The following is a 13,140-nucleotide window of genomic DNA, read 5'->3' as shown; positions in this document are numbered from 1 at the left end:
CGGCGGATCGGGAAAGCCGGTCGTACTTCGGATCTCGGCAAATTTACGCGGGCCGTCGGAAAGCGGATCACCACGCAACGATTTCGCCATGCGGTCTCGCTCAAGATGCTGATTATAAAAAGAAATCAATTTCGAGAATTTTCGAGACGGATTTTGCAAAATTTCGAGAAATTTTGCGTTTCCCGATCCAGACCCGTCTCAATTTTCTCGAAATCGGGGTGCGGCGCGGATTTCGGCCCGCAGCGACGACTTATCCCCGCAGCGCGGCGCGGACGGCAAACGGCTTATCCCCGCCTGCCGCCCCGCATGCAATACTCTCAATCGCGACGGTCGGCGTAGTTCGCCTCTTCCTCGTAATAGGCGTCGAAGCCGACCGCCTTGCGCAGGGAGGGGAAGTCGAGCAGCGCCTCGTTCGGATGGTTGCCTGCCTTGATCACCTGCAGCGCCTCCTGCATGGCGCGCGTCACGGCGGAGAGCAGGGTCAGGGGATAGGCGGCGAGCCGGTAGCCGATGCGCTGCAGCTCGGCATGGGGCAGCTGCGGCGTGGCGCCGCCCTCGACGAGATTGGCCATGTGGATGCCGGGCACCTCGCGGCAGATCCGCTCCATCTCCTCGACGGACTGCGGCGCCTCGACGAAGAGCAGGTCGGCGCCGGCATCGCGGAAGGCGGCCGCACGCTCCAGCGCCTCGTCGAGGCCGTGGCCGTGGCGGGCGTCGGTGCGGGCGAGGATGAGAATGTCGGCGCCCTCCTCGCGGGCATCGACCGCCGCCTTGATGCGGTTGACGGCCTCGACGCGGTCGACGACCAGCTTGCCGCGGGTGTGGCCGCAGCGCTTGGGCGCGACCTGGTCCTCGATCATGATCGCGGCAAAGCCGGCCTGGGCGTAGCCGCGCACGGTGCGCTTGACGTTGAGGGCGTTGCCGTAGCCGGTGTCGCCGTCGCCGATGACCAGCGCGCCGGTCGCCGCGCAGACGTTGCGGCCGGTGTCGACCATCTCGCCATAGGAGATGAGGCCGGTGTCGGGCGCGCCGATGCGGGCGGCGGAGACGGCAAAGCCCGACATGAAGGTGACGGGAAAGCCCGCATCGCCGATCAGCTTGGCCGACAGGCCGTCGAAGCAGCAGGGCATGACCGTGAGCGGGGTCGCGGCGAGATGGGCGCGAAGACGCGCGGCGGGAGAGGACATGGACGTGCCTTTCAGTCGGAAACCGGGCGCCCGGCGGCGCCTACAATCGGAAGGGCCAACTACAATCGGAAGGGAATGTAGAGCGCGACGGCGGGCCACCAGAAGATGATGGCGGCGCTGGCCAGCATGATCACGAGGAACGGCAGGACGCCGGTGGCGACCTCGCCCATGCTCGCCTTGCCGACCGCCTGTATCACATAGAGATTGAGACCGACAGGCGGGGTGATCAGGGCGCATTCGATCATGATGACGAAGAAGACGCCGAACCAGATCGGATCGATGCCGAGCGCCATCAGCGCGCCGGACAGCACCGGGACCATGATCAGGATCATCGACAGCGATTCCAGGAACAGGCCCATCACCAGCAGGACGAGGGCGACGACCAGCACGAACATGCCGGCGGTCGAGATGTGTTCGGACAGGAACAGCGAGATGTCCTGGGGAATTCGGTAGAGGGTGATCGCCTTGCCGAAGACCTTGGCACCGGCGACGATCAGCAGGATCGCCACCGTGGTGGTCATGGCCTCGGCGACCGCATCGCGGAACTTCGGCCAATCGAGGGTACGCAGCACCGGGCCGACGACGATCAGAGAACCGAGGAAGCCGATGGCCGCCGCCTCGGTGGGCGTGAAGATGCCCATGTAAATGCCGGAAATGACGAAGGCGGCGAGCAGTACGGTCGGGAAGGCGCGGATGGCGGTGCGCCGGCGCTCGTCCCAGGTGGCGCGCGGGCTCGGCTGGTAGTCGGCGGCGAAGCTCGCATAGAGCACCGACCAGGCGATGAACAGCACCATCAGCAGCAGGCCCGGACCGACGCCGGCCAGGAACAGGGCGATGATCGATTCCTCGGTGATGACGCCGTAGACGATCATCGGGATCGAGGGCGGAATGAGGATGCCGAGCGTGCCGCCGGCGGCCAGAAGGCCGAGCACGAAGCGGCGCGGGTAGCCGCGCGAGGTCATTTCCGGGATCGCCACGGTGCCGATGGTCGCGGCCGTGGCGACGGAGGAGCCGGAGATCGCCGCGAAGATGCCGCAGGACAGGATGGTGGCGATGGCAAGGCCGCCCGGCCAGTGGCCGACCCAGGCCTGCACGGCGGCGAAGAGATCGCGCCCGACGCCGCCCTTCAGCAGCACGTTGGACATCAAGAGGAACAGCGGCACGGCGATCAGCACGAAGCTGTCGGCGGCAGACAGCAGGCCCTGCGGCACCATCAACGGCGAGAAGCCGCCGAAATAGAGCAGGCCGAAGCCGAGACCGGTCAGGGTAAAGGCGACCGGCACACCGACCAGCAGCAGGGCGAAAAGCGCCAGGAGAATGATGATGGTGGTCATCTAGTGCTCCACCGAACCGCGGGGAAGATTGTCGGTCCCGCCGATGGCGACGCGCAGCGCCTCTGCGAGCGCCTGCAGGCCGAGCAATGCGAAGCAGACCGGCAGGGAGGCCTGCGACCACCAGGCCGGCAGGTCGAGCATGGAGCCGGTGGTGCGGCCGCGATGGAAGGAATCGTAGGCGATGCCGGTGCCGTCATGGACGATGAGCGCGGCGAGCGCGACGATGAACAGCAGGACGAACACTTCCTGTACCTGCCGCACGCGCGGCGACAGGTGGTCGGTCAAGAGGGTGATGGTGATGTGCTGGCGCCGGTGCAGCAGGATCGCCGCGCCGCCGAAGGTGGCCCAGACGAGCAGCATGCGCGCCAGTTCCTCGGCCCAGATCGTCGGGGCGATGAAGACATAACGCATCACCACCTCGTAGCCGAGCATCAGGGCGGTGGCGAAATAGGCCCAGCCCGCCACCGTCCCGACAGTTCGGGAAACGGCGTCGATCACACGCAACATCAGCGTCAACCCCAGGTTTTTTCGGGAGATACCGACGCGATACCGGGACGGAACGCACCGCCCCGGCATCGCACCGGCAAAGGGTCAGTTCTTGAGGGCGCGGGCGGCCTCGAGGACCTTGGCGCCGAGTTCGCCCGCGTCGGCGAGGAACTGGTCGTAGACCGGCTGCGCGGCAGCTTCCCAGGCGGCCACTTCCTCGTCGCTGAGCTCGTAGACGGTCATGCCGTTGTCGCGGCCGGCCTGGTAGGAGGCGGCTTCGATGCCGGACATGCGGTCGCGCACGTCCTTCTCGGCGAACAGGGCCGCCTCGTTGATCCAGGCGCGGTGCTGCTCCGGCAGGCCCTGCCAGAACTGCTCGTTGACCACGACGATGAACTCGATGTCGGCGTTGTTGGTCACGGTAATGGTGTCCATGACCTCCCACAGGCGGCGGCTGTCGACGGCCGAGACGCCGGTCATGCCGACATCGACGGTGCCGCGCTGGTAGGCGATGTACTGCTCCGAGCCGGAGACCATGGTCGGCGCGCCGCCGGCGGCCTTGATCCACTCGCCGAGCGTCTTGCCGAACACGCGGACCTTCTTGCCCTTCAGGTCGGCCGGGGTGCGGATCGGCTCGCCCTTCGACAGCAGCACGGAGCCGCCATAGGCCTGCCACCACAGGACGCGCGAACCGGTGCCGAGAATCGCCTCGTCGAGCGGACCGCGAACCGGGCTGCCCTGGGCGACGGCCTTGCGCACCAACTCCTCGCTGTTGAGCAGGAACGGCATGTAGAAGACGTCGACCGCCGGCACGTCGCCGACATAGCGGGTCAGCGAGGCGACGCCCATCTCGATGGCGCCGGAGCCCACCGCCTGCGGCACTTCGTTGTCCTTGTAGAGCTGGGCCGAGTCGTAGATCTCGACCTTGACGTCGCCGCCGGAGATCTCCTCGACCTTCTGCTTGAACAGGCTGACGTTCTCGCCGAGATGGCTCTTGAGCGGCAGCTGCAGCGTGATGCGCAAGGTGGTGGTGTCGGCGAAGGCCGCGGATGCGGTCATCGCAAGGCCGGCGGCAAGGCCGATGGCATAGCGCGCGAATGTCATGTCAGTCCTCCCATGGGCAGCGCGTTGCGCGCCCCAAGCGACGCCGTTTCCCGGCGCCTGTCGTTCCGACAAGGGATCCGGCTGCGGAACGGACGGGAGAGACAACCGCTGGGGCCGCCCCGGTCGCTCCATGGCAACCCCTTGTGGCAAATGCCATGGCAGCTAAGCCCAAGCGAGGGGGGCGCGCAACCTCCATGTGCCTGCCGGCGCAACTGAACTTGTGAGAAACCGCGGGGGCAGCGGAGGGAACGGCGGCGCCGGGCCGGCACCATCCCGCAGGGAGCGTGAACGCAGATGCGGGATCGGAGAGCCGGGGGCGTATGGGGTGCGCTCCGGAAACATGCCACGACCGTCGTGGCTCTCCGGTCCCGGGTCGCGGCTGCGCCTTGCCCGGGAAGACGCAAGAAGAGGGTGGAGCCGGCAAGACGGCAGCAGCCATCGGTCTCCCGGTGCCAGCGCATGAGGCCTTCCCCGACCGTTCGGGGTTACTGGACACCGGTCTTCGGCTTTGCCGAAACCGGGATGACAGCCGAGAAGGGTGGAGCGGAGGGACGGCGGCGAGCAAGGGGCGCCCCGTATTCCGCCTCACGCCGGCTGAGGGTGCCAATGGATCCCGGCTCTCCGGCTTCGCCTGCGGCCGGGATGACGTCCGAGAAGGAGGAAAGGCCCCGCCCTACGTCGGGCGGACCAGCGCGCGGCGCGCGCGCTCCGCGTCCTCGCGCACGCAGCAGCCCTCGAGATGGTCGTTGACCAGCCCCATGGCCTGCATGAAGGCATAGACGGTGGTGGGGCCGACGAAGCTCCAGCCGCGCTTCTTCAGGTCCTTCGACAGGGCGCGGGAGGCCGGCGTCTGGGCAAGAACCGACACCGACGCGTGGTCGCAATAGTCCGGCCGGTCCTGCGGGCCGGGCTCGAAGCTCCAGAAATAGGCGGCGAGCGAGCCGCGCTCGGCCGCAAGGTCGCAGGCGCGGCGGGCATTGTTGATGGTCGAGACGATCTTGCCGCGATGGCGGACGATACCGGCGTCCTGCAGCAGCCGCTCGACATCGGCATCGCCGAAACGCGCCACCGCCTCGAAGTCGAAGCCGGCAAACCCCGCGCGGAAGCTCTCGCGCTTGCGCAGGATCGTCAGCCAGGAGAGGCCCGACTGGAAACCCTCCAGGCAGATCTTCTCGAACAGGCGCCGGTCGTCGGTGACCGGGCGGCCCCATTCATGATCGTGATAGACGAGATAGTCGGGCTTGTTGCCGTGCCACCAGCAGCGGTGCCGGCCGTCCTCGCCGCGCAGCAGGCCCGGCGGCAGGTCGTCCTGCGCTTCGGTCCCGCCGCCCATGCCGTCCACCGCCTCGCCCATCGTCTCTCCTTTCGGCGCGCCCGCACGCCAGATCGTTCACTCTTTGTTCGAGATAGCAGGAATGGAAAGGCTTGTGAAGCGATGGCGTTTTTTCGCTCACGCCAGGCTCACTCTGTTCGCCGGCTCCGCGGGGGCGGGCGAAAGCCCGGGCCGCGGTCGCGGCCTTGCTTCGGCGCGCGGGTTCTCCGCTCGCCTCCACGGTTTTCGCTCACGCCGGGCTCTCTGCGTTCGCCGGCTCCGCGGGGGCGGGCGAAAGCCCGGGCCGCGGTCGCGGCCTTGTTTCGGCGCGCGGGTTCTCCGCTCGCCTCCACGGTTTTCGCTCACGCCGGGCTCTCTGCGTTCGCCGGCTCCGCGGGGGCGGGCGAAAGCCCGGGCCGCGGTCGCGGCCTTGCTTCGGCGCGCGGGTTCTCCGCTCGCCTCCACGGTTTTCGCTCACGCCAGGCTCACTATGTTCGCCGGCTCCGCGGGGGCGGGCGAAAGCCCGGGCCGCGGTCGCGGCCTTGCTTCGGCGCGCGGGTTCTCCGCTCGCCTCCACGGTTTTCGCTCGCGCCGGGCTCACTACGTTCGCTGGCTCCGCGGGGGCGGGCGAAAGCCCGGGCCGCGGTCGCGGCCTTGTTTCGGCGCGCCTCCACCGTCCGAAGCCCGCCGTCGCGATGGCGACGGAGGCACGGGATGGCGGGGAGCGCGGACGCGCTCAGGCGAAGAGCGCGTCGATGTCGTCCTGGCTGGCGAGGCCTTCGTCGGTTTCCAGAGCCGGGCCGTTGAGCAGGGCCGCGTCGCCCTCGCGGGTCGGCTGCTCTTCCGGCGAGATCGCCTTGAAGCTCTCGATGCCGCCCCAGATCTCCATCATGCGGATGATCCGATCCTCGATGAAGCGCAGCGTGTTGATGACCTTGGTGATGCGCTGGCCGGTGAGGTCCTGGAAGTTGCAGGATTCGAAGATCTGGACGACCTTCTCCTGGATGTCGTGGGCGAGATCCGCGTCCTGGCCGCGCAGGCGGGCTGCCAGCGTGTTGGCGGTCTCGTCGATGAACTCGGCCGCCGACAGGATGCCCTCGGTCGCCCCTTCCGTGCCGCTGACCACCGCGTCGAGCTCGTTGGTGACCCGGCTCATCTCGTGGCTGTCCTGCCCGGTCGTGTGGTGCAGGGTGGCGATCTCGTGCTTGGTCTTGGCGATCGCCTCGTAGATCGAATCGAGCTCGGCCTTGAGCTTGAACGCCTCGCCCAGCTCCTGCTTGAACTTCTCCATGAACTGGTCGCCGACCTCTTCGGCCGGGCGAATCATCGCCTTGATCGCGGAAATCTCGGCCATCAGGGTCCGGTATTGGACATCCGACCCCTGCCCGGACCCTCCGCCAGCGCTCGGCTGCTGCAAGAGGCTCTCGGCTCTAAAGGCTCTTCTCGTGGCCATCATGGTCGGGCTTGTCTCCACGTCTTCCAAGGCAGGCTGTACCGGGGGGCATTGGAAATAACGTATAGCCGTAGAGATTTAAGGAATTGTTCCGGCGCGTCTGCCGCAACGGCATTTACCGGCGGCGACGCGATTTTGCGTTCCGATCCCCTGCCCGGTTCTGTATGCTCGACCCCGGCGGCCGACGCCTGACCTGAAATGCCGTACCGGAATCGCGATCTTGCGCCGACCGCTGTCGAGACTGATCCTGCTGCTCTGCCTTGCCCTTCCGGCATTTTCCGGCAGCACGGCATCGTCGTCGGCCGCGCCGCACACCTTCTCCACCGAGGAACTGATCGACGGCTTCATCAAGACGGTCTTCGGTCTGGAATACCGCTCGTGGAGCTGGCAGCCCTATCTCGTCAAGAAATATGCCGGGCCGGTGCGCTTCTACGTGCACAACATGGCGGCCAAGAACCGCAAGCCGATGGTCTACCGCTTCATCGAGCAGATGGGCTCAGGCATCCGCGGCCTGTCGACGATCGTCGTGCCGACGCCGGCGGAAGCGAATTTCCACGTCTATGTGGTCGACCGGAGCCAGTATCGCGACGTGGTCCGCCGGCACATCTACAAGGACCCGACCGCCGACGTGCCGGGCCGCTGCCTGGTGCGGGTCGTCTCCGACCGGCGCGGCATCTCGCAATCGGCGGCGGTGATCGTCTCCGACGAGGGCGACTTCCTGTTCCGCCGCTGCCTGGTGGAGGAACTGCTGCAGGGCCTGGGGCCGATGAACGACGACACCTCGCTGTCGCATTCGGTGTTCAACGACCGCTCGCGCCACAGCCGCTTCACCACGTTCGACCGGCTGCTGCTCAACATGCTCTACCATCCCAGCATCAAGCCGGGCATGAGCCTGGAGCAGGTCCAGCCCCTGCTGCCGGCGATCGTGCGCCAGGTGCGCCCGCTGGTGAACTGAAGGCATCTGGTGAATTGAGGCGAGGCCGGCGTTAACCGGCAAGCGCCCCAGATTCACGCTGCGTTGACCATGTCCCTCAACGGTGCGCTAACCAAGCGGAGAGAAAGCGGCCCGTCTCGCCGCAAGGTTTACGATTGACTGCCGCGCAGCCGCTACTTTCGAACGAACCGCCCGTGCCCTGCCGCCCGGGCGGTGCCCGTGGTGCGACGAAGAGGTTGCGAGTACGTCGATGCAGCGAACAGGATTTCTACTTGCCGCGGCGATGCTGGCCGGCGCGATGGCGCTGTCCCCTGCCAAGGCCGACTATCGCAGCGGCGCCGGCGCGCCGCCGCTTCTCCTCAGCCCCGACCTGACCGAGCCCTGGGTGCTGCAGCTGCAGCCCCATCGCCGGCAGATGCGGGCGCAGGTGACCACCCGCCCGGTGATGCGCCAGCCGCAGCGCATGGAGCGGGTGCGCCACATGGGCGTCGCCCCCGGCGCGGCCGCGCCGCAACGCCAGGTGCAGCGCCAGGTCGACCCGCGCTTCCTGCCGACCACCGTCGCCTATGACGGCAGGCACAAGCCCGGCGACATCGTGATCGATACCGAGGCGCGCTATCTCTACCTCATCGAGAAGGGCGGCTTTGCCCGCCGCTATGGCGTCGGCGTCGGCCGTCCCGGCTTCGAATGGGCCGGCACGCACAAGGTGACGCGCAAGGCCGAGTGGCCGGACTGGCGCCCGCCGGCGGAAATGCGCAAGCGCCAGCCGGGCCTGCCGGTGCACATGGCCGGCGGTCCGAAGAACCCGCTGGGCGCGCGCGCGCTCTATCTCGGCTCGACGCTCTACCGCATCCACGGCTCGAACGAGCCCTGGACCATCGGCCGGGCGGTCTCCTCGGGCTGCATCCGCATGCGCAACGAGGACGTGATCGAGCTCTACAACCGGGTGCCGGTCGGCGCCAAGGTGCACGTTCTCTAACGACTTTGCCTGCAAGTTCCCCGCAAGCAAAACCCCCGGACGGCCTGGCCGCCCGGGGGTTTTTCGTTGGCTCAGGCCGTGGCGGCAAGACCCCGTTCGGCGAGGAGCGCCGGCTCGGGGCCGCCATAGGCCCAGTCGAGCAGCAGCACCGTGTGCATCACCGGAAGCTGCGTCCCGCTGCCGATCTGGGTGATGCAGCCGACATTGCCGGTGGCAACGAGATCGGGCGCAGTCTTCTCGATATTGGCGACCTTGCGGTCGCGCAGGCGCCGGGCGATGTCCGGCTGCAGGATGTTGTAGGTGCCGGCCGAGCCGCAGCACAGATGCCCCTCCGGCACGTCGCGCACGGCAAAGCCGGCGGCGGTGAGCAACTGCTTCGGCTGGCGGGTGATCTTCTGCCCGTGCTGCATGGAGCAGGCCGAGTGGTAGGCGACCGTCAGACCGGTGGCGCGCACCGGCGCGCCGAGGTCGAGGCCGGTCAGGTACTCGGTGACGTCCTTCGCCAGCGCGGAGACCCTGGCGGCCTTTTCCGCATAGGCGGGATCGTCCTTCAGCATGAAGCCGTAATCCTTGATCGTCGTGCCGCAGCCGGACGCAGTGATCAGGATGGCATCGAGCCCCTCGCCCTCGATCTCGCGCGTCCAGGCGTCGACATTGCGGCGGGCATCGGTGAGCGCCGCGTCCTCGCGGCCCATGTGATGGACGAGCGCGCCGCAGCAGCCCTCGCCCTTCGGCAGCACCACCTCGACACCGGCGCGGTTGAGCAGGCGGACGGTCGCCTCGTTGATCTCCGGCGCCAGCACCGGCTGGGCGCAGCCGGTCAGAAGCGCGACGCGGCCCTTGCGCGCGGCAGCAGCAAGGGCCGGATAGGCGCTGCCCGGCTTCAGCGAGGAGGGCGACGGCGCCTTGAGCGGCGCCAGCGAAAGCATGGCGCCGAGCGACTTGAACGGGCCTCCCATCGCACGCAGCAGGCCGGCGAAGGGCCGGGCGTAGAAGGCGGCGGCCAGCGACAGGCGGAAACGGCCGGGATGCGGCAGCACGAAGGCCAGCAGCGAACGCACCATCCGGTTGCCGAGCGGGCGGCGATAGGTCTTCTCGATATGGGCGCGGGCATGGTCGACGAGGTGCATGTAGTGCACGCCCGAGGGGCAGGTCGTCATGCAGGAGAGGCAGGAGAGGCAGCGGTCGATATGGCGCACGGTGCGCGCATCGGCCGGCCGGTCGTTCTCCAGCATCTCCTTGATCAGGTAGATGCGGCCGCGCGGGCTGTCGAGTTCGTCGCCGAGCAGGGCGAAGGTCGGGCAGGTGGCCGTGCAGAAGCCGCAATGGACGCACTTGCGCAGGATCTTCTCCGACTCCGCCATATGCGGGTCGGCAAGCTGATGGATGGAGAAACTGGTCTGCATGTCAGTGTCCCGCCGTCATGCGGCCCGGGTTGAGGATGCCGTGTGGGTCGAACTGCTCCTTGAGCCGGGCCGAAAGGGCGGCAAGCGGGCCGGGCTGGGGCTGGAACACGGGGATGGAAGAGCGCAGCGGCGCGGGCGCGCGCACCAGGGTCGCATGGCCGCCGCCGCAGGCGGCGATGGCGGCGCGGATCGCCTCGACACGGGCGTCGACGCCCGGCACCGCGAGCCAGACGAGGCCGCCCGACCAGTCGTAGAAGGCCTTGCAGGCGAACTGGCCCAAAAGCTGCGCGACGACGGCGGCGCCGGCGGTCGGGGCAACGGACAGCCGCCAGACGAGATCGTCGGTGCCGGCATAGGCCTCCGCATCGCGCACCGCGCGCCACAGGGAGCGGGAGGCGTCCGCCTCCACCCGCACGACCGGCCGGCCGGCACCGAGCAGGACGCGCAGCTGCTCGAAGCGGTAGTCGACGGAGGGGCCGAAGCCTTCCAGCCGCAACAGGGTCGAGGGACCGGAGAGCGCATGGCCGCGCGCCGCAAGATCCTGCGCCGCCGCTGCGGGAAGATGGGCGGCGGCCGAGACCTCTGCCGAGGAGCCCATGGCGGCGGTCATCGCCGTGGCAGCCTCGTCATCGCCAAGGCCGGCGAGCAGGAAGGTCGCCTCGGTCTGCGCCCGCGGCAGCACCTTCAGCGTGATGCGGGTGGCGACCGCCAGCGTGCCCCAGGAACCGGTGAGGGCGCGCGGCAGGTCGTAGCCGGTGACGTTCTTCACCACGCGGCCGCCGGACTTGAAGATCTCGCCGCGCCCGGAGACCGCGTCCATGCCGAGCACATGATCGCGCGCCGCCCCGTGCTTCAGCCGCTTGGAGCCGGCAAGATTGGCGGCGATGACGCCGCCGAGCGTGCCCTGCCCCGCCGGATTGCCGAGCAGCGGCCCGTAGTCCAGCGGATCGAAGGCAAGCTCCTGGTTCTTTGCCGCAAGCGCTGCCTCGATCTCGGCGATCGGCGTGCCGGGCAGCGCGGTGAGGACCAGCTCCTCCGGCTCGTAGAGCTCGATGCCGGCAAGGCCGGACATATCGAGCACGTGGCCGGCCTGGACCGGGCGCCCGAGGGCGCGCTTGGAGGCCTGGCCGACGATTTCCAGCGGCTCGTGCTCCGCCATCGCCCAGCGGACGACGTCGCGGGCCTCCTCCGCCGTGCGCGGCTTGAACGTGTCGGGCATCTTGATCTTCTCGTCCTGGCTTGAGGGTTCGAGATTGGCGGGTTCGAGACGTGTTGGGGCGAAGCGGGCGCGCGTCAGGCGCGCGCACCGTCAGAAGCGTGGAATGTCCGGGAAGGGCAGCTGGCCCTTGCTGACATGCATGCGCCCGAGCTCCGCGCAGCGGTGTAGCTCCGGGAACACCTTGCCCGGATTGAGCAGCTGCTTGGGGTCGAAGGCGCACTTGACCCGCTGCTGCTGCTTGAGGTCGTCCTCGGAGAACATCACCGGCATCAGGTCGCGCTTCTCGATGCCGACGCCGTGCTCGCCGGTCAGCACGCCGCCGACCTCGACGCACAGCCGCAGGATGTCGGCGCCGAAATCCTCCGCCCGCTCCAGCTCGCCCGGCTTGTTGGCATCGTAGAGGATCAGCGGATGCAGGTTGCCGTCGCCGGCATGGAAGACATTGGCGCAGCGCAGCCCGTGCTTTTCGGAGAGCTCGCGCATGCGGGCGAGGACCTGCGGCAGGGCGCGGCGCGGAATGGTGCCGTCCATGCACAGATAGTCGGGCGAGATGCGCCCGACTGCCGGGAAGGCCGACTTGCGCCCGGCCCAGAAGGCGAGACGCTCCTCCTCCGAGGTGGAGACGCGCAAGGAACTGGCGCCGTTGCGCCGGGCAATCGCCTCGACCTCGGAAAGCAGGTGGTCGACCTCGGCCTCCGGCCCGTCGAGCTCGACAATGAGCAGCGCGCCGGCCTCGCGCGGATAGCCGACATTGACGAAGTCCTCGGCGAAGTTGATGGCGAGTTCGTCCATCATCTCCATGCCGCCGGGAATGATGCCGGCGCCGATGATCTCGGCGACGCACTGGCCGCCGGCCTCGCTGGAGGGAAAGCCGACGAGCGCTGCACGCGCCGTCTCCGGCTTCTGCAGGATGCGGACGGTGACCTCGGTGACGACGCCGAGCAGGCCTTCCGACCCGGTCATCAGGGCGAGCAGGTCGTAGCCTTCCGAATCGAGATGCTTGCCGCCGAGGCGGATCACCTCGCCGGTGATCAGCACCATCTCGAGGCCGAGCACGTTGTTGGTGGTGAGCCCGTATTTCAGCGAGTGCACGCCGCCGGAATTTTCGGCGATGTTGCCGCCGATGGAGCAGGCGATCTGCGAGGAGGGATCGGGCGCGTAGTAGAAGCCGAGATGCTCGACCGCGCGGGTGATGCCCAGATTGGTGACGCCGGGCTGGGCGACGACGGCGCGGTTGGCCGCATCGATGTCCAGCACCTTGTTGAACTTCATCATCGACATGAGCACGCCGTCGCCGAGCGGCAGGGCGCCGCCCGACAGCGAGGTGCCGGCGCCGCGCGGCACCACCTTCACCCCGTTCTCGTGGCAATAGCGCAGCACTGCCGAGACCTGAGCGACGGTTTCCGGCAGGACCACGACCATCGGCATCTGGCGATAGGCGTTGAATCCGTCGGTCTCGTAGACCCGCATGCCGATGTCGGTGTCGATGACGCCCTCGCCCGGCACCATCTCCTTCAGCGCGCGCACGATCTCGTCGCGACGCGACAGGACGGCCTCGTCCGGCCGTGGCATGGCAATGCCGCTCATGTCGTTTCCTCCCTCGACACAATCGCGCCGCTTTTAAGATCCGGCGGGTGTCCTCCCGCGTAATATCAAGGATAAGACAGATTTGCGATGCCGGACGGCGACGGCAACCCGCGAAACATGCCAGACGGCTTGTCCGTTA

At 68.1% G+C, this 13,140-nt stretch carries 11 protein-coding genes; 2 read left to right on the top strand and 9 right to left on the bottom strand.

Annotation, left to right across the window (positions count from 1 at the left end):
- Positions 1-317: 317 nt before the first annotated feature.
- The 6 genes from GH266_RS18060 to GH266_RS18035 all read right to left on the bottom strand — a co-directional run bounded on the left by GH266_RS18060 (position 318) and on the right by GH266_RS18035 (position 6,777).
- The gene (locus tag GH266_RS18060; RefSeq protein ID WP_158195065.1) at positions 318-1,187 is read right to left on the bottom strand and encodes an isocitrate lyase/PEP mutase family protein; all 870 of its coding nucleotides are present in this window, start codon (positions 1,185-1,187) and stop codon (positions 318-320) included.
- Between the two features lie 59 nt (positions 1,188-1,246).
- Positions 1,247-2,521 carry a TRAP transporter large permease gene (locus GH266_RS18055; RefSeq protein WP_158195064.1) on the bottom strand — a complete coding sequence of 425 codons (1,275 nt, stop codon included), beginning with the start codon at positions 2,519-2,521 and terminating at the stop codon, positions 1,247-1,249.
- Positions 2,522-3,028 carry a TRAP transporter small permease gene (locus GH266_RS18050; RefSeq protein WP_158195063.1) on the bottom strand — a complete coding sequence of 169 codons (507 nt, stop codon included), beginning with the start codon at positions 3,026-3,028 and terminating at the stop codon, positions 2,522-2,524.
- 84 nt (positions 3,029-3,112) lie between these two features.
- Entirely contained in the window at positions 3,113-4,111 is a 999-nt protein-coding gene (locus tag GH266_RS18045; RefSeq protein ID WP_158195062.1) for a TRAP transporter substrate-binding protein, read from the bottom strand.
- Positions 4,112-4,784: 673 nt separating this feature from the next.
- Positions 4,785-5,465, bottom strand: a complete 681-nt coding sequence (locus GH266_RS18040) for a DNA-3-methyladenine glycosylase I (protein ID WP_244953712.1) — start codon at positions 5,463-5,465, stop codon at positions 4,785-4,787.
- A gap of 694 nt (positions 5,466-6,159) precedes the next feature.
- Positions 6,160-6,777, bottom strand: a complete 618-nt coding sequence (locus GH266_RS18035; RefSeq protein WP_244953711.1) for a protein phosphatase CheZ — start codon at positions 6,775-6,777, stop codon at positions 6,160-6,162.
- Positions 6,778-7,096: 319 nt separating this feature from the next.
- Here GH266_RS18035 and GH266_RS18030 point away from each other — a divergent pair, with 319 nt between their 5' ends.
- Positions 7,097-7,831, top strand: a complete 735-nt coding sequence (locus GH266_RS18030) for a DUF2927 domain-containing protein (protein ID WP_209001482.1) — start codon at positions 7,097-7,099, stop codon at positions 7,829-7,831.
- A 229-nt stretch (positions 7,832-8,060) separates the two neighbouring features.
- Positions 8,061-8,789, top strand: coding sequence for a L,D-transpeptidase (locus tag GH266_RS18025; RefSeq protein ID WP_158195060.1), 729 nt, complete (start codon positions 8,061-8,063; stop codon positions 8,787-8,789).
- A 71-nt stretch (positions 8,790-8,860) separates the two neighbouring features.
- Here GH266_RS18025 and glcF read toward each other — a convergent pair whose 3' ends face one another.
- The 3 genes from glcF to GH266_RS18010 all read right to left on the bottom strand — a co-directional run bounded on the left by glcF (position 8,861) and on the right by GH266_RS18010 (position 13,001).
- The gene (gene glcF, locus GH266_RS18020) at positions 8,861-10,195 is read right to left on the bottom strand and encodes a glycolate oxidase subunit GlcF (RefSeq protein ID WP_158195059.1); all 1,335 of its coding nucleotides are present in this window, start codon (positions 10,193-10,195) and stop codon (positions 8,861-8,863) included.
- Between the two features lies 1 nt (position 10,196).
- Positions 10,197-11,414 carry an FAD-binding protein gene (locus GH266_RS18015; protein WP_158195058.1) on the bottom strand — a complete coding sequence of 406 codons (1,218 nt, stop codon included), beginning with the start codon at positions 11,412-11,414 and terminating at the stop codon, positions 10,197-10,199.
- 90 nt (positions 11,415-11,504) lie between these two features.
- A complete protein-coding gene (locus GH266_RS18010) occupies positions 11,505-13,001 on the bottom strand; it encodes an FAD-linked oxidase C-terminal domain-containing protein (protein WP_158195057.1) in 1,497 nt (498 codons plus the stop codon).
- Positions 13,002-13,140: the final 139 nt, after the last annotated feature.

This window comes from Stappia indica, assembly GCF_009789575.1.
Lineage (GTDB): Bacteria > Pseudomonadota > Alphaproteobacteria > Rhizobiales > Stappiaceae > Stappia > Stappia indica_A.
This window is presented reverse-complemented; position numbering and strand designations above follow the sequence as displayed.

What these genes read in the sequence shown, in the direction of transcription:
- GH266_RS18025 (WP_158195060.1), top strand. Translation starts at nt 8,061, where the DNA reads ATGCAGCGAACAGGATTTCTACTTGCCGCGGCGATGCTGGCCGGCGCG.
- GH266_RS18060 (WP_158195065.1), bottom strand. Translation starts at nt 1,187, where the DNA reads ATGTCCTCTCCCGCCGCGCGTCTTCGCGCCCATCTCGCCGCGACCCCG.
- GH266_RS18055 (WP_158195064.1), bottom strand. Translation starts at nt 2,521, where the DNA reads ATGACCACCATCATCATTCTCCTGGCGCTTTTCGCCCTGCTGCTGGTC.
- GH266_RS18050 (WP_158195063.1), bottom strand. Translation starts at nt 3,028, where the DNA reads ATGTTGCGTGTGATCGACGCCGTTTCCCGAACTGTCGGGACGGTGGCG.
- GH266_RS18040 (WP_244953712.1), bottom strand. Translation starts at nt 5,465, where the DNA reads ATGGGCGAGGCGGTGGACGGCATGGGCGGCGGGACCGAAGCGCAGGAC.
- GH266_RS18045 (WP_158195062.1), bottom strand. Translation starts at nt 4,111, where the DNA reads ATGACATTCGCGCGCTATGCCATCGGCCTTGCCGCCGGCCTTGCGATG.
- glcF (WP_158195059.1), bottom strand. Translation starts at nt 10,195, where the DNA reads ATGCAGACCAGTTTCTCCATCCATCAGCTTGCCGACCCGCATATGGCG.
- GH266_RS18015 (WP_158195058.1), bottom strand. Translation starts at nt 11,414, where the DNA reads ATGCCCGACACGTTCAAGCCGCGCACGGCGGAGGAGGCCCGCGACGTC.
- GH266_RS18035 (WP_244953711.1), bottom strand. Translation starts at nt 6,777, where the DNA reads ATGGCCGAGATTTCCGCGATCAAGGCGATGATTCGCCCGGCCGAAGAG.
- GH266_RS18010 (WP_158195057.1), bottom strand. Translation starts at nt 13,001, where the DNA reads ATGAGCGGCATTGCCATGCCACGGCCGGACGAGGCCGTCCTGTCGCGT.